At 64.9% G+C, this 15038-nt stretch carries 12 protein-coding genes; 8 read left to right on the forward strand and 4 right to left on the reverse strand.

Features of this window, described 5'->3' with window-relative positions; translation table 11 throughout:
• Nucleotides 1–235: 235 nt before the first annotated feature.
• On the reverse strand, nt 236–967 hold the full coding sequence (locus ASD94_RS22355) for a helix-turn-helix transcriptional regulator (RefSeq protein WP_056648036.1): 732 nt from the start codon (nt 965–967) through the stop codon (nt 236–238).
• A gap of 133 nt (nt 968–1100) precedes the next feature.
• Here ASD94_RS22355 and ASD94_RS22360 point away from each other — a divergent pair, with 133 nt between their 5' ends.
• From ASD94_RS22360 to ASD94_RS23420, 3 genes are read left to right on the forward strand one after another with little or no spacing between them, the layout of a single operon-like run.
• On the forward strand, nt 1101–1988 hold the full coding sequence (locus tag ASD94_RS22360) for a hypothetical protein (RefSeq protein ID WP_056648361.1): 888 nt from the start codon (nt 1101–1103) through the stop codon (nt 1986–1988).
• A gap of 55 nt (nt 1989–2043) precedes the next feature.
• The gene (locus ASD94_RS22365; protein WP_056648039.1) at nt 2044–3999 is read left to right on the forward strand and encodes an MFS transporter; all 1956 of its coding nucleotides are present in this window, start codon (nt 2044–2046) and stop codon (nt 3997–3999) included.
• Nucleotides 4000–4038: 39 nt separating this feature from the next.
• The gene (locus tag ASD94_RS23420) at nt 4039–7410 is read left to right on the forward strand and encodes an IPTL-CTERM sorting domain-containing protein (RefSeq protein ID WP_082576977.1); all 3372 of its coding nucleotides are present in this window, start codon (nt 4039–4041) and stop codon (nt 7408–7410) included.
• A 267-nt stretch (nt 7411–7677) separates the two neighbouring features.
• Here the strand turns inward: ASD94_RS23420 and ASD94_RS22385 are convergent, their stop codons facing one another.
• The gene (locus ASD94_RS22385; protein WP_056648366.1) at nt 7678–8694 is read right to left on the reverse strand and encodes a 1-aminocyclopropane-1-carboxylate deaminase; all 1017 of its coding nucleotides are present in this window, start codon (nt 8692–8694) and stop codon (nt 7678–7680) included.
• 162 nt (nt 8695–8856) lie between these two features.
• Between ASD94_RS22385 and ASD94_RS22390 the strand changes: the two genes are divergently transcribed.
• Entirely contained in the window at nt 8857–9372 is a 516-nt protein-coding gene (locus ASD94_RS22390; protein WP_056648055.1) for an Lrp/AsnC family transcriptional regulator, read from the forward strand.
• An 18-nt stretch (nt 9373–9390) separates the two neighbouring features.
• On the opposite strand, the gene ASD94_RS22395 is transcribed toward ASD94_RS22390, so the two are convergent.
• Entirely contained in the window at nt 9391–10305 is a 915-nt protein-coding gene (locus ASD94_RS22395) for an EamA family transporter (RefSeq protein ID WP_056648368.1), read from the reverse strand.
• Nucleotides 10306–10402: 97 nt separating this feature from the next.
• Nucleotides 10403–11596 (reverse strand): trans-acting enoyl reductase family protein, encoded by a 1194-nt coding sequence (locus tag ASD94_RS22400; RefSeq protein WP_056648058.1) that lies wholly within the window; start codon nt 11594–11596, stop codon nt 10403–10405.
• 292 nt (nt 11597–11888) lie between these two features.
• Here ASD94_RS22400 and ASD94_RS22405 point away from each other — a divergent pair, with 292 nt between their 5' ends.
• The 4 genes from ASD94_RS22405 to ASD94_RS22420 all read left to right on the forward strand — a co-directional run bounded on the left by ASD94_RS22405 (nt 11889) and on the right by ASD94_RS22420 (nt 15033).
• On the forward strand, nt 11889–12377 hold the full coding sequence (locus ASD94_RS22405; protein WP_056648063.1) for a YiaA/YiaB family inner membrane protein: 489 nt from the start codon (nt 11889–11891) through the stop codon (nt 12375–12377).
• Nucleotides 12378–12509: 132 nt separating this feature from the next.
• The gene (locus tag ASD94_RS22410) at nt 12510–12995 is read left to right on the forward strand and encodes a hypothetical protein (RefSeq protein ID WP_369818085.1); all 486 of its coding nucleotides are present in this window, start codon (nt 12510–12512) and stop codon (nt 12993–12995) included.
• A 14-nt stretch (nt 12996–13009) separates the two neighbouring features.
• Nucleotides 13010–13861, forward strand: coding sequence for a DUF2145 domain-containing protein (locus ASD94_RS22415; RefSeq protein ID WP_082576982.1), 852 nt, complete (start codon nt 13010–13012; stop codon nt 13859–13861).
• A gap of 119 nt (nt 13862–13980) precedes the next feature.
• Complete coding sequence (locus tag ASD94_RS22420; protein ID WP_056648374.1) at nt 13981–15033, forward strand: zinc ribbon domain-containing protein; 1053 nt, start codon at nt 13981–13983, stop codon at nt 15031–15033.
• The last annotated feature ends 5 nt before the right edge of the window (nt 15034–15038 follow it).

Consider the following 15038-nt stretch of genomic DNA (forward strand, 5'->3'; position numbering starts at 1 on the left):
TTGTGGCGTCAAGCCACCTCTTGGCAGGCGCAAGCAGGGGTTTTGAGGCGTTTTTAGCCCCAAGCGCATGTATTTCATGCGCTGGTAGCTATCAAAAAGATAGTGATTGAATGCGATCCCATGGGTCTGCGGCCTGCTCCCGCATCTGTGGAAAGGCCACTGCGGGCGATCCCCGGCCGCCGTTGACTCGCGGCGACGGCCGCCGATTGCAGGGGCTGCGAAATCGGCGGGAGGCTTACCGCCGCATGCTGGCAAACGCCTCGAACTCCCAGCTGCGCATCGCCAGCAGCAGGGTGTAGCCCTCGCGCTCGCGGTCGGGCAGCTTCTGGTCGGCCAGGTGCTGCTGGGCAAAGTCCTGCGCCACGCGCTGCATGCGCTCCATGAACGCGGGCGCCAGGCTGCGGCTGATGTTGCCGTGCACCAGCAGCACGCCTTCGCCCGAGCCATCAAAGCCGCCTGCAAAGTAATCCAGCAGCGCGTGGTCGCGGAAGTAGTTCATCACCGGGCCATGTGGGCGCCAGCGAAAGGTCTTGGCCAGCTTGAGGCGGTAGCGGTTCAGCGGCCGCAGCTCGATGATGCCGATGCGGTCCAGCTGCGCCAGGTATTTGATGCCTTCGGCCTCGGTCAGGCGGTAGTAGCCGGTCACCTGCTCCAGCGTCCACTGGCTCAGCACACAGATCGCCATCAGCAGCAGCTTCTTGTCGGCCACCACAGCTTTTTCCTGCTCGTGGGTCAGCTCTTTCAGCAAGGGCTGCTCGTCCGCCACGCGCCGCGCCAGGTCGGCAAAGTCCAGCGCCAGCGCGCGGCAGATGGCGTCGATGCGCGACAGCGGCATGTCGCCCTTGGCCAGCATGCGCTTGACGCTGGACTCGGCCATGCCCAGCGCCTGCGCCAGGTCGGCGTAGGTCATCTGCGCGGTCTTGAGTTCTTTTTTCAGGGCGGTGACGAGGTCGGCGGTCGTGCTCATGGTGAGGGGGCTCCTGGGTATCGATTATCAATACCCGAAGGTGCATGGGTAGCCCCTTGCGCGACTTTTTGGGGCGGCCGATGGGGCCGCTGCCCACACTGCGCGGCATCGTTCACTTTCCATGGTGTGTGTGATGTCTTCTTCCCCTGTGACTCTCCTTCGTTCGCGCGCCCTGGCAGGGCTGCCGCGCCTGTCGGGTGCCGAAACCGGCTTGCTGCTGGGCGCGGCCGCGCTGCTCGCCCTGGCGCTGTTCGGCCCGGTGCTGCCCGCCAGTGCGCACCAGCATGACTTTGCCGACCAGCGCACGTTGTGGGGCATTCCCTGTGCGCTGGATGTGTTGAGCAACCTGGCCTTTGCCTTCGCGGGTGCATGGGGTTGGTGGGTGCTGCGCCGTGTGCCGTCGGCCACGCTGGACGCCACCTCCCGTGCACTGGCGGCCCTGTTCTTTGGCGGGCTGCTGTGCACCGCTGCAGGTTCGGTGCTCTACCACTGGCAACCACAGGATGCGGGCCTGCTGTGGGACCGCCTGGGCATGGTGCTGCCCTTTGCGGGACTGCTGGGCCTGGCGGCGGCCAGCCGGGTGAGCGCGCGGGCAGGCGTGGCCGCTGCAGGCGCGGTGCTGCTGGCGGGGCCACTGGCCGTATGGGCGTGGATGCACAACGGCAACCTGCTGCCGTGGGCCGTGGTGCAACTGGGTGGTCTGCTGGTGGTACTGGTGCTGGCATGCCTGCCGCGCCGCGTCGGCGGGCTGGCTCTGCACCTGGGCGTGGTGGTGGTGCTGTATGCCCTGGCCAAGCTGCTGGAGGCGGCAGACCACTCGGTGTTCGAGGCCACAGGTGGATGGGTGTCGGGCCACAGCCTCAAGCATGTGCTGGCGGCAGGCGCGGCTTGGCCCGTGATGGCGGCATTGGGCTCGCTGGTGGCTTTGCGCCACAGTGACGCGGCGGTGATGCCGCGGGTCATGCCGTCCGGGCAGAATGGCGCCCACGCCGTGGGTGTCGCCCGCAGATCCGGCGCATGAAGCGCAGGTCCGGAAAATTCCAACAAGCCAACCCATCGGAAACGAGGAGAAACGCATGAGCCCCGACACCGCCTCCACCAGCGTGGCCCCCGCACCCACGCACGAGGACCCGAACCAGTTTGCCCTCCTGCGCCAGCGGCGCTTTGCACCGTTTTTCTGGACGCAGTTTTCGGGTGCGGCCAACGACAACCTCTTCAAGTTCGCCTTCACGGTGATGGTGACCTACCAGCTCAGTGTGGACTGGCTGCCGCCCGCGATGGCGGGGCTGGTGATCGGCGCGCTGTTCATCCTGCCGTTCCTGCTGTTCTCGGCCACATCGGGCCAGCTCACCGACAAGTACGACAAGACGAAGATGATCCGCTTCGTGAAGAACCTGGAGATCGCCATCATGCTGGTGGCGGCCGTGGGCTTCATCGCAGGCAACATTCCCATCTTGCTGCTGTGCACCTTCTTGATGGGCGTGCACTCCACGCTATTCGGCCCCGTCAAGTTTGCGTACATGCCCCAGGTGCTCAACGAGCGCGAGCTCACAGGCGGCAATGGCATGGTCGAGATGGGCACGTTTGTGGCCATCTTGCTGGGCAATGTGGCCGGTGGTTTGCTGGTGGCCATCCCGGGCATCGGTCACACCACCGTGGCCGTGGCCTGTGTGGTGGCTGCACTGATTGGGCGCGCCGTGGCGCAGTTCATTCCGTCCGTGCCCGCCACTGATCCAGGCCTCACCATCAACTGGAATCCCTTCACCGAAACCTGGCGCAACCTCAAGCTGGCACACGAGAACGTGGTGGTGTTCCGCTCGCTGCTGGGCATCAGCTGGATGTGGTTCTTTGGCGCGGTGTTCCTGAGCCAGTTCCCCAGCCTGGCCAAGAACGTGCTGCATGGCAACGAGCAGGTGGCCTCGCTGCTGCTGGTGGTGTTCTCCATCGGCATTGGTGTGGGCTCGCTGCTGTGCGAGGTGCTGTCGCGCCGCCATGTCGAGATCGGCCTGGTGCCGCTGGGCGCCATCGGCATGAGCGTGTTCTCCATCGACCTGTATTTCGCGTCGCGCAGCCTGCCGCCGTCCGAGATCATGGGCCTGGCCGCCTTCGTGGCCCAGGGCGCCCACTGGCGCGTGATGCTGGACCTAGCGCTGCTCAGCCTGTTCGCGGGCCTGTACAGCGTACCCATGTACGCGCTGATCCAGATGCGCAGCCAGCCCACACACCGCGCACGCATCATCGCGGCCAACAATATTCTGAACGCGCTGTTCATGATCGGCAGCTCGCTCATCGCCGGCGCCTTGCTGGGCGCGGGCTTCACGGTGCCGCAGATCTTCCTGTTCACCGGCCTGGCCAACGCCGTGGTGGCGTTCTACATCTTCATGCTGGTGCCTGAATACCTGCTGCGCTTCATCGCGTGGGTGTCTTCCCGGTTCGTGTACCGCTTCAAGGTGCAGGGCGATGAAAACCTGCCGTCCACCGGCGCGGCCATCCTGGCGTGCAACCACGTGAGCTTTGTGGATGCCGTGCTGCTCATGGCCGCCAGCCCGCGCCCCATCTACTTCGTGATGGATCACCGCATCTTCCGCGTGCCGGTGCTGGGCTGGCTCTTCCGCCTGGCCAAGGCCATCCCGATTGCGCCGTACAAGGAAGACCCGAAGACCTATGAAGCGGCTTTCGACCGTGCTGCCCAGGTGCTGCGCGAGGGCGACTTGCTTGCCATCTTCCCCGAGGGTGGAATCACCAAGGACGGGCAGCTGCAGGAGTTCAAGGGCGGCATCATGAAGATCATCGAACGGGCGAAGGCCGAGGGTGTCGAGGCGCCGGTGATCCCCATGGCGTTGACCAACCTGTGGGGCTCGTACTTCAGCCGCATTGAAAAAGGCGGCGCGATGGTGCGGCCGTTCCGCCGGGGCTTCTACAGCCGCGTGGGGCTGAATGTGGGGGCGCCTGTTCAGTCACTCCTCGTCACCCCGGAGAGCTTGCATGGTCGAGTCGCTGGACTGCTGCAACAGGACATATCATGCGCATAAAAAATTCTTTCAACAGCCGGTAGGCAGTTCGGGGGGGCTATGGCGATTTCATTCTTTGGCGCAGTAGGTTTAGTCTTTCTTGTGTGCGGTATCTCATGGGCACGGCGTTCGCAGGCGGCTTTGCGGTGGTTAGCCGTGTTGGGGTTGGGCTTGGGATGCATCGCTGGTGCACAAGCCGCTTGCAACTACACGTCGGGTTCCACCACTGGTACTAGCGTTGCCATTGCGGGAACCGGGGCCCCTAACGCGGTTGGCCTCTGTCTGACAAATGATGTAGTCCGCTGGGGCCTATACGGACAGGCGGCAGGGGGAGGCAATCCGAATGTCATTGCCTCCACTTACTTCCCAATAGCAGGAACATCTGCTGCGTCGCCGACGAATCTGAGCATTTCCACTAGCAAGGCAACATACACCCTACTTCCAGTTGGCAGTGGGGTTGACTTCCCTGAGTACACCATCCGCCTTGATTCCCAGACAAGTCCGGGAAGCGACACCATCACGCTCTGGTATGCGAGCGATTGCAGTAGTTCTCTAGGGAGTTGCACTTCTTCTGGAACAACGAATACTTCTTTCGCCATCACAATTGCGTTGCCTGGACCGACGATTACGTCCATCTCACCGACGAGTGGACCAACTTCTGGCGGAACTCCGGTAGTCCTTACCGGAACGAACTTCACTGGGGTAACCGCTGTGACTTTTGGTGCCGCGGCAGCGAGCTTCACCGTCAACTCGGCCACACAGATTACGGCCACGGCGCCGGCAGGCAGTGCGGGCACGGTGGACGTGCGCGTGACAACAGCTGGTGGTACCAGCGCGACCAGTGCAGCGGACCAGTTCACTTACGTGGCAGCGCCCACAGTGACATCCATTTCGCCTACGGCGGGCCCAGTAGCTGGCGGGACCACTGTGGTTATCACTGGGAGTGGCTTCTCGGGCACGACATCCGTGGTCTTTGGTGGTGCGGCGGCCACGGGCTTCACCGTCAACTCGGCCACGCAGATTACGGCCACGGCGCCGGCAGGCAGTGCGGGCACGGTGGACGTGCGCGTGACAACAGCTGGGGGTACCAGTGCGACCAGCGCAGCGGACCAGTACACCTATGTCGCAGCGCCTGCGGTCACGTCGATCTCGCCGACAGCAGGTCCAACAGGAGGCGGCACGTCAGTGACCATCACGGGCACGAGCTTCACGGGTGCGACGGCGGTGAGTTTTGGTGCGGCAGCAGCCACGGGCTTTACTGTGAACTCAGCCACCTCGATCGCCGCCACTGCCCCCGCAGGGACGGGCACGGTGGATGTGCGCGTGACGACCACGGGCGGCACCAGCGCGACCAGCGCAGCGGATCAATTCACTTACGTGCCAGCGCCCACGGTCACGTCGATCTCGCCGACAGCAGGTCCAACAGGAGGCGGCACGTCGGTGACCATCACGGGCACGAACTTCACGGGTGCGACGGCGGTGACCTTTGGCGCGACGGCGGCCACGGGCTTCACCATCAACTCGGCCACGCAGATTACGGCCACGGCGCCAGCGGGAACGGGCACAGTGGACGTGCGGGTAACAACAGTTGGTGGTACCAGCGCGACCAGTGCAGCGGACCAGTTCACTTACGTGGCAGCGCCCACAGTGACATCGATATCACCCACGGCGGGTCCCGCAATTGGCGGAACCACGGTCACGATCACGGGCACGAACCTGAGTGCTGCGACGGCAGTGACCTTTGGCGCGACGGCGGCCACGGGCTTCACCGTCAACTCGGCCACGCAAGTGACTGCGACAGCGCCGGCGGGAACGGGCACGGTGGACGTGCGCGTGACAACAGTTGGTGGCACCAGCGCGACCAGTGCAGCGGACCAGTTCACTTACGTGCCTGCGCCCACGGTCACGTCGATCTCGCCGACGAGTGGCCTGAGCGTGGGCGGGACCACGGTCACGATCACGGGCACGAACCTGAGTGGTACGACGGCGGTGACCTTTGGCGCGACGGCGGCCACGGGCTTCACCGTCAACTCGGCCACGCAGATTACGGCCACGGCGCCGGCAGGCAGTGCGGGCACGGTGGACGTGCGAGTGACAACAGTTGGTGGTACCAGCGCGACCAGCGCAGCGGATCAGTTCACTTACGTGGCAGCGCCCACGGTCACGTCGATCTCGCCTACGGCGGGGCCAATCACAGGTGGGACGTCGGTGATTGTCACGGGGACAAACCTCGCTGGGACAACGGCGGTGACCTTTGGCGCGACGGCGGCCACAGGCTTCACCGTCAACTCGGCCACGCAGATTACGGCCACGGCGCCGGCAGGCAGTGCGGGCACGGTGGACGTGCGGGTGACAACAGTTGGTGGTACCAGCGCGACCAGCGCAGCGGACCAGTACACCTATGTCGCAGCGCCTACGGTCACGTCGATCTCGCCGACAGCAGGTCCAACAGGAGGCGGCACGTCGGTGACCGTCATGGGCACGAACTTCACGGGTGCGACGGCGGTGAGTTTTGGTGCGGCACCAGCCACGGGCTTTACTGTGAACTCAGCCACGCAGATCGCCGCCACAGTCCCTGCGGGGACGGGCACGGTGGATGTGCGCGTGACAACAGTTGGTGGTACCAGCGCGACCAGCGCAGCGGACCAGTTCACCTATGTCGCAGCGCCTGCGGTCACGTCGATCTCGCCGACAGCAGGTCCAACAGGAGGCGGCACGTCAGTGACCATCACGGGCACGAACTTCACGGGTGCGACGGCGGTGAGTTTTGGTGCGGCACCAGCCACGGGCTTTACTGTGAACTCAGCCACGCAGATCACCGCCACAGCCCCTGCAGGGACGGGCACGGTGGATGTGCGCGTGACGACCACCGGCGGCACCAGCGCCACGAGCGCGTCAGACCAATTCACCTATGTGGTCCGGCAAACAGGGGCAATCACAACAGCGGTTGGCGGTGGCACGGTATCCGCTCAAATCGTGAGCGGGAGTGCGAGCTGCGCTATTGATACGACCAATACGGTTGCGTTTACCCCTCCTTTATTTGACGGAGGTGTTGCTCCATATGGCGGTCTCAAAATCAGACTCACGGGTTGTACCGCAGGTGAAACTGTTCGCGTTGCGGTTACTTGGCCAGATTTAGCGGGGCGCACAGCACGCAAGTATGGAAAGACGCCGACGTCTTCTGGCGCGACAGTCTGGTACACGCCGAACAATATGGTGATCGCTGGCAATACGGTGAGTTACGACATAACCGATAACGGGTTGGGTGACGATACCTTCACTGGAGCGGATGGCGTTATCAACGACCCAGTAGTGCCACTCATTCTTTCCTCGGCGCAAGGCATTCCAACTTTGAGCAACTGGGCGCTGGCAGTGCTTGCGGGGCTTATGCTGTTCGGCTTTTGGGGCGTCAGGCGTGCTCGGTGGGTTTGATCTACCGGGACCGGCAGTCACGCCGGATCCTGCTCAATCTTGCAGCACCCGGGTCTTTCAAGACTTCGTCACTTGAGCGCTTGAGACCCCTCGAAGCTACCGGCTGTAACCCGGAGTGGGGTCGTAGCCGATGCATCGTATTGATATGCCCACCCCTTCGGGGGCTTGAAGAGAGCCACATGGGCCCGTCGCGACGGTCTTACCCCTCCTCAAATCACTGAAAGACCTACAAGGTCTGTGAAGTGCTCGGCTATGAATGAATTGCGCTTAGCCGTTGCGAAAAAGAAAGCTGTAGGCGTTCAACGCCGGCACCCCTCCCAGGTGCGCATACAGCACGCGGGAGCCTTCGGGGAATTCGCCCTTGCGCACCATGTCGATCATGCCGTGCATGGACTTGCCTTCGTACACCGGGTCGGTCAGCATGCCTTCCTGGCGTGCGCACAGGCGGATGGCTTCGAGCGTGCCTTCGTTGGGCAGACCGTACTCGGGGCCGCCGTAGCGGGTGTCCAGGATCACGTCCTCGGCGGTCAGCTCCTGGCCCAGCTCGACGAGTTGGGCGGTGTTCTGGGCAATGCGCAGGATCTGCGCGTGCGTCTTCTCGGGCTTGGCCGAGGCGTCGATGCCAATCACCTTGCGCGCGCGGCCGTCGGCCGCAAAGCCCACCACCATGCCCGCCTGCGTGCTGCCCGTGACCGAGCACACGACGATGTAGTCGAACTGGAAGCCCAGCTCCTTTTCCTGCTGGCGTACTTCTTCGGCAAAGCCCACGAAGCCCAGGCCGCCGTACGGGTGCTCGGAGCAGCCGGCAGGAATGGGGAAGGGCTTGCCACCCGCCTTCTTCACGTCGTCCATGGCCTGCTCCCAGCTGGGGCGGATGCCGATGTCAAAGCCCGCAGCGTCCAGGCGCACATCGGCGCCCATGATGCGGCTCATCTCGATGTTGCCCACGCGGTCGTACACCGCGTCGGAGTAGTTCACCCAGTTCTCCTGCACCAGCACGCACTTCATGCCCAGGTGCGCGGCCACGGCGGCCACCTGGCGCGTCTGGTTGGACTGGATGCCGCCAATCGACACCAGCGTGTCGTAGCCGCCCGCAATCGCCTCGGGGATCAGGTATTCGAGCTTGCGCGTCTTGTTGCCGCCAAAGGCCAGGCCCGAGTTGCAGTCCTCGCGCTTGGCATACAGGTGCACCTTGCCGCCCAGGTGCGCCGACAGGCGGTTGAGGGGCGTGATGGGCGAGGGGCCAAAGGTGAGCGGGTGGCGAGCAAATTTCTGCAGGTTCATGGCGGTGTTCCGGTCGATGAAGAAGGGGCGCAAGCGGGGGGGCTTGCAGTGCCTTCATCGTAGAAAAACACGCGCATCAAGTGGTTGCAAAAATTGTCAAAATTTCGGCGTTTCAGTTTTCTGAAAGAGAATGCAAGCCGAAAATATTTCTTTAGATTGTTTATGTGCGCAACAAAAGTTCGTGCCAAGAATGCACCACAGGCCGATGTCTCTGCCGAGCTGGACCGCACCGACAAAGCCATCCTGCGGCAGTTGCAACGAGATGCGTCGCTGTCCAACGTCGCACTGGCCGAGAAGGTGCATCTGAGTCCCCCCGCTTGCTTGCGCCGCGTGGAGCGCCTGCGGCGCCTGGGGCTCATCGACAAGGTGGTGGCGCTGCTCAACCCCCAGGCCGTGGGGGCGGGCATGCTGGTGATGATTGGCGTGGTGCTGGACCGCTCCACGCCCGAGTCGTTTGCCGAGTTCGAGAAGGCGGCCGCCAAGGTGTCCGGCTGCATGGAATGCCATGTGGTCACCGGCGAGTTCGACTACTTCATGCTGGTGCGCACGCGCGACAACGACAGCTTCAACCGGCTGCACGCCGAGCAACTGCTCTACCTGCCCGGGGTGCGCCAGGTGCGCTCGTTCATGGTGTTGCGCAACGTGCTCTCGACCACCGAGCTGCCGCTGGCGGTGTAGCGGTCGGCCTCTGCCCGTTTACTGCGCGCCGCGCAGCCGCCCCATCATGGCCGCCCAGGCCGGGCCGCCAAACACGTTGACCACCAGCCCTGCCATCAAGAGCCCAGCGCCCGCAAAGTGCACGGGCAGCAACTGCTCGCCAAACGCCACCCACCCCGTGGTCAGGCCCACCACCGGCACCAGCAGCGTGAAGGGCGCCACGCGGTTCACGGGGTAGCGTGACATCAGATAGGTCCACAGCCCGAAGCCCAGCAGGGTCGAGATCCACGCGATGTAAGCGACGGCGGCGATGGATTGGAAGGACAGATGCTGCACGGCGGCCCACACCGTGGCAGGACCGTCCAGCCACATTGACAGTGCCACAAACGGCAGCGGCGCCACCACGCTGGACCAGACGATGAAGGCAAACTGGTTCATCGGCCCATACCGTCCCACCGCACGGGTGACGATATTGCCGCAGCCCCACATCGCCGCTGCTGCCACCGTGAGCGCAAAGCCTGCCAGCGGCATGGAGGCGCCATGCGCGCTGCCGATCAGCACCAGCCCGCAGCCCGCCAGCGCGAGGCCTGCCACCTGGTTGCCCAGCCACTTCTCGCGGAGCCACCACGCGGCCAGCAGCAGGGTGAAGAACGACTGCGACTGCAGCACCAGCGACGCCAGGCCCGAGGGCATGCCGATGTGAATGGCGGTGAACAGCAGCGCAAACTGGCCCACGGCCATGGTCATGCCGTACAGCAGGTACAGCCGCAGCGGCACCTTGGGCGGCTTGACAAACAGGAGCGCCGGAAAGGCTGCCAGCAGGTAGCGCAGCGCCCCCAGCAGCAGGGGGGGCACCCCGGCCACACCCACCTTGATGACAGCAAAGTTGAGGCCCCAGACCACGATGACGAGCAGGGCCAGGGCGAGGTCGCGGGGGCGCAGGGAATTGTTCATGCCCTGCATTCTCTGGGATCGGGGAGGCCGCCAGCCGGTCGTTTCAGGACCAGCAAGGTGCGAAAACGGACCAGACCGTGAAGAAGTTCTGAGAGCGTTACGCCGACTCGACCGCGAAGCTCAGCCCTGCATTGGCTTGCAGGCGTGCGATCAACCGGTCGCCCATCGCCGGGGCGGTGGTCCAGATGCCGCCAGGCGTTTCCGTGGCTTCCTGCAGCAGGCACACGGCCGCCTCGGTGATCATCTTGGAGGTAGAGCCGTAGCCCGGGTCGCGGTCGCCCTTCACGCCCACGCGCAGGGTGTGGCCTGCGTCATCGGTGCCCAAAAACAGCACGTCGTAAAAGCCGTTCTCGCGTTCTTCGCGCGAAGGGCCTTCGCCTGGCTTGGGGCCTTTGTCCGAGCCCAGCGACTTGTCGCCCGCCACCGCGTTGGCGATGGCCTCGCCCTTTTCGCCGGGGCCGGTGATGAGCATTTCGTCGTAGACAAAGTCGGTGCCGTAGGCGTGCTGCAGCAGGAAGTTGGAGCGGTGCACGTTGCGGGTGTTGATGGCGGCCATCACGAACGGGGCGACCCAGACGCTATCGCCACCCATGGTGCCGAGGGCCTCGTCCACCATGGGCTTGTTGCCCGAGGGCTGGCGCGGGCCTTCAAAACCGGGGGTCAGCGAGAAGGGGTTTTTCAGCAGGTCCAGCACGCCGGGCTGACTGGCGGCAGCCGCCATGGTGGCCTTGAGGCTGGCGGCGGTGCCGCCCGAGAAGGTGCCCTTCATCTTGCGCACCCGGCCGCGCACGCGGGGTGCGGGGTGACCGAAGCGGTGGCGGAATTCCTTCTGCAGCAGGAACACGCCCAGGTCGAACGGAATGGAGTCAAACCCGCACGAGAACACGATGCGCGCGCCGCTGGCCTTGGCGGCGGCTTCGTGCGCGTCGATCATCTGGCGCATCCAGGCAGGCTCGCCGCACAGGTCCACATAGTCCACGCCGGCCTTGGCGCAGGCGGCCACCAGTTCGTTGCCATACAGCTGGTAGGGGCCCACGGTGGTCAGCACCAGACGCGTGGCGTCCATCAGCGCCTGCAGGCTGGCGGGGTTGCTGGTGTCGGTCACGACCAGCGGGGTGTCGGCCGGGGCGCCCACTTCGTCGCGCACGGCGGCGAGTTTGTCGGCATTGCGGCCCCCCATGGCCCAGCGCAGGCCGCTGCCGGCGGGGTAGCGTTGCAGCAAGTACTCGACCACCAGGCGGCCGGTGAAGCCGGTGGCGCCGTGGACGACGAGGTCAAAAGGTTTGGTCATGGTGGGGTTCCGTCCGTCAAAAGTGCAAGGTCCGGGGGCAGGCAGAAGTTGCCTTGCCCGGAGAGGCCGCCATTCTCTGTGGCCGTGCCTGCTGCCTCTGTCGCGCAGGTGCATGGCGAGGGCCGCGTAGGGCATGAACAACGGTTTGCACCCCATTTTCTAAGAAAAAGTATCGTAAAACGATACCGGATGGCCTGCAGGTGGCCACTGTTACGGTTCAATGCAGACACGCAAGTTACGTCTGGGCACCATTCGTTCCGTGTTCAACCAACGCCCTCCGGGCACCACAGCAATGTCTTCTTCTCCCATCGTTGTTCAGCGTGACACCAAGGCCTGGCAGCTGCAGGTGTGGGTCTCGTTCGGCATCGCGGTTTTTCTGTGCGCCGTGGGCCTGGCATGGCTGCCGGGCGAGCAGCTGGAGCAGGCGTTCATGGTGATGGGATATGTGTTCTGCCTCTCGGCCGCGTTTGTGCTGGCCAAGTTTGTGCGAGACAGCGAAAGCGCCTCGCGCCGTGGCGGTGGTGACACCCCCATGTGGAAGCTGGTGGTGTGGGGTGGATTTGCGGTGGCCATGGGCCTGACGGGCTGGGGCCTGCTGAGCATGGACATCAACGTGACCTACAAGGCGTTTCTGGGCGTGAGCTGGCTGTACCTCATCACCACCGCCTTTACGCTCGCCAAGATGCTGCGCGACCACCACGAGGCCGACCTGCTCGAAGCCCGCCTGCAAGGCCGCCGCGAAGCGGCCCACGCTGCCGCCCAGAGCAGCAACGTGAACTGATCGCACCCGGTGTGCGCAGGCGGCAATCCGCCGCCCTTCTGGACGAATTTCTTTCTGGTTCTTTCTGGTCTTTCGACCCGGTCTGGTCCGCACCTTGGGGGTGTGGGCGGGCCGTACCCCGAGGAGTGAATGATGATGAATGCCGTGTTTTCTTCGTGGGGCTCTGCCGCCCGCCTGCCCCGCGCCCTGCTGGCGGCTGGGGTGGTGTGTGTGGCCCTGGTGGCCGCTGCACCGGCCCGTGCGCAGAGCGAGGCTTCTGCCGTGCTGTCGATGTTGCCCGTGGCCTCGGTGGTGGGCACGGCGTCGGTGGCCTCGGCGGCCGCCGGTGCGGTCGTGACGGTGCCGGCGGCGTTGTCGGTGGGCGGCGCGGTGCTGACGGTGCGGGCGGTGGAGGCCTCGGCCGTGGGCACGGTGTACTTGCTGGAGCGCGCCTCGGACGGTGCGCAGGTCAGTGTGGAGGTGATCGGCCGCGGTGTGGCGGGCTCGACCTACGCGGTGGGCACGGTGGTCACCTGCAGTGTGATCGGTACGGGCGTGATCCTGTCGGCAGCGGGTGAGGCCATTGCCTTCGTACCCAATGCCATCGGCCGTGCGCTGCTGCACAACGAGCGCCTGTGAGGAGCAGCGCGATGATGAAAGCCCTGAACCTTGGCCGCGACCCCGCACAGCGCATCCCTGCCGTGGTGGGCATGGTGTTCTTCGCTGGGGCCGCGCTGCTGGCAGCCACCCCGGCCCATGCGGGCCGCTCTTGCGAATCGCGCAAGCCTGTACCGCCACAGGTGATCGAGCGCGGCATGAAGCTGGCCGAGCAAACCTCGGCAGCGCTCGATGCCGAGCACGCCAAGTCGGGTGTGCAAGTGGTGGCCCTGGCCCGTGCGGGGCAGGACCTCTCCAAGTACGGCCTGCGCTATTCACACTTTGGCTGGGCCTACAAGACAGCCGAAGGCCCGTGGCGCGTGGCGCACAAGCTCAACGAATGTGGCACTGCGGTGGGCCACTTGTACCGCCAGGGCCTGGGCGAATTCTTTCTGGACGACCTGTGGCGCTACGAGGCCGTGTACGCCGTGCCCACGCCCGAGGTGCAGCAGCGACTGCTGGCGGTGCTGCAGGACAAGGGCCGCACCAAGACGCTGCAGCACCCGCCCTATAGCATGGTCAGCTACGCGTGGGGCCGCAAATACCAGCAGTCCAACCAATGGGCGCTGGAGACCCTGGCGATGGCCATGGAGCCCGCCACCGTGCGCTCGCGCGACCAAGCGCAGGCTTGGCTGCAGTTCAAGGGGTATGAGCCCACCACGCTCAGGCTGGGCCCGCTCACGCGCATGGGCGGGCGGGTCGGGTCGGCCAACATTGCGTTTGACGACCATCCGAACGAAAAACGGTTCTCGGACCGCATCGAGACTGTGACCGTCGACTCGGTGCTGGCCTGGATGCAGCGCACCCAGCTGGCAGCCGCACCGGTGGTGCTGGCGATCAAAAATTGAATCAAAATGCCAGCAGGCGCAATCAATATATGCGCTAGTAGCTATAAAAAGAAGAGCATTTGCCGGTGCGCTACCGCGCGCACCCAAACCCGGCGCACAGCGCCACCGAGGAGAAGAACATGAGCAAGTCCCTGAGACTGTCCGAAAAATGGTTCCGTCGTGGCCTGTGGCTGGTAGCGCTGGTGTTTGCCAGCTTCCTCATCGGGCTGGGCGGCACCATCGTGGGCGATCTGCCCAAGGTCGAGACCCCGCTGCGGGTGGACGACTTTCTGGACAAAACCGCAGCCGACAAGCTGCGCGCCGAGGTCAAAACAGCACGCCAGGCCGAGCAGGACGCGCAGACCGCGCTGGAGCAGGCCCAGCTGCAGCGCAGCAAGGTGCGCAGCGAGGTGCAGGCCGAGCGGGAGAGCTTCAACAACTGGCTGTCCACGCGCAGCGCCACGCAGCGGGCGGACCAGGACCCCGAGGTGATCGCGCGCACCCAGGCGCTCGATGCCCTCAAGCTGGTGGAGCGCAAAGCCCAGCAGGCGGTGGAGACGCAGCAGCAGGCCGCCCTCGATGCCCGCCAGGCGGCAGCCGCCCGGCAGGAGCAGCTCAACCAGATGGAGTCTGACGGCTATGTGAAGCTCGCCGCCGAGCGCCGCAAGGTCGAGCTGCGCGTGTTCCTGTACCGCCTGGCCCTCACGCTGCCGCTGCTGGCCGCCGCCGGCTGGCTGTTCGTCAAGAAGCGCAAGAGCACCTACTGGCCGTTTGTGTGGGGCTTCATCTTCTTTGCGCTGTTTGCCTTCTTTGTGGAGCTGGTGCCCTACCTGCCCAGCTACGGCGGTTACGTGCGCTACGTGGTGGGCATTGCCGTGACCGCTGTGGTGGGGCGCTACGCCATCCAGGCGCTCAACCGCTACCTGGAGCGCCAGAAGCTGGCCGAGGCCCTGCCCGACCAGGAGCGCCGCAAGGAGCTGAGCTATGACGTGGCCCTCGCCCGTCTGGCCAAGAGCGTGTGCCCCGGCTGCGAGCGGCCCGTGGACCTGAAGAACGAGAAGATCGACTTTTGCCCGCACTGCGGCATCGGCCTGTTCGACCACTGCGGCCACTGCAGCACCCGCAAGAGCGCGTTCGCGCGGTTCTGCCACGCCTGCGGCACCGGGGCGGGTGTGAAGCTGGCGCAAGAGTGAAGCAG

The sequence above is a fragment of the Acidovorax sp. Root70 genome (assembly GCF_001428225.1).
In the GTDB taxonomy this organism is placed as follows: Bacteria; Pseudomonadota; Gammaproteobacteria; order Burkholderiales; family Burkholderiaceae_C; genus Acidovorax.

Bases quoted from the DNA above. Each gene is read 5' to 3' on its own strand.
- ASD94_RS22355 (WP_056648036.1), bottom strand. From the start codon at position 967: ATGAGCACGACCGCCGACCTCGTCACCGCCCTGAAAAAAGAACTCAAG.
- ASD94_RS22360 (WP_056648361.1), top strand. From the start codon at position 1,101: ATGTCTTCTTCCCCTGTGACTCTCCTTCGTTCGCGCGCCCTGGCAGGG.
- ASD94_RS22365 (WP_056648039.1), top strand. From the start codon at position 2,044: ATGAGCCCCGACACCGCCTCCACCAGCGTGGCCCCCGCACCCACGCAC.
- ASD94_RS23420 (WP_082576977.1), top strand. From the start codon at position 4,039: ATGGCGATTTCATTCTTTGGCGCAGTAGGTTTAGTCTTTCTTGTGTGC.
- ASD94_RS22385 (WP_056648366.1), bottom strand. From the start codon at position 8,694: ATGAACCTGCAGAAATTTGCTCGCCACCCGCTCACCTTTGGCCCCTCG.
- ASD94_RS22390 (WP_056648055.1), top strand. From the start codon at position 8,857: ATGTGCGCAACAAAAGTTCGTGCCAAGAATGCACCACAGGCCGATGTC.
- ASD94_RS22395 (WP_056648368.1), bottom strand. From the start codon at position 10,305: ATGAACAATTCCCTGCGCCCCCGCGACCTCGCCCTGGCCCTGCTCGTC.
- ASD94_RS22400 (WP_056648058.1), bottom strand. From the start codon at position 11,596: ATGACCAAACCTTTTGACCTCGTCGTCCACGGCGCCACCGGCTTCACC.
- ASD94_RS22405 (WP_056648063.1), top strand. From the start codon at position 11,889: ATGTCTTCTTCTCCCATCGTTGTTCAGCGTGACACCAAGGCCTGGCAG.
- ASD94_RS22410 (WP_369818085.1), top strand. From the start codon at position 12,510: ATGATGAATGCCGTGTTTTCTTCGTGGGGCTCTGCCGCCCGCCTGCCC.
- ASD94_RS22415 (WP_082576982.1), top strand. From the start codon at position 13,010: ATGAAAGCCCTGAACCTTGGCCGCGACCCCGCACAGCGCATCCCTGCC.
- ASD94_RS22420 (WP_056648374.1), top strand. From the start codon at position 13,981: ATGAGCAAGTCCCTGAGACTGTCCGAAAAATGGTTCCGTCGTGGCCTG.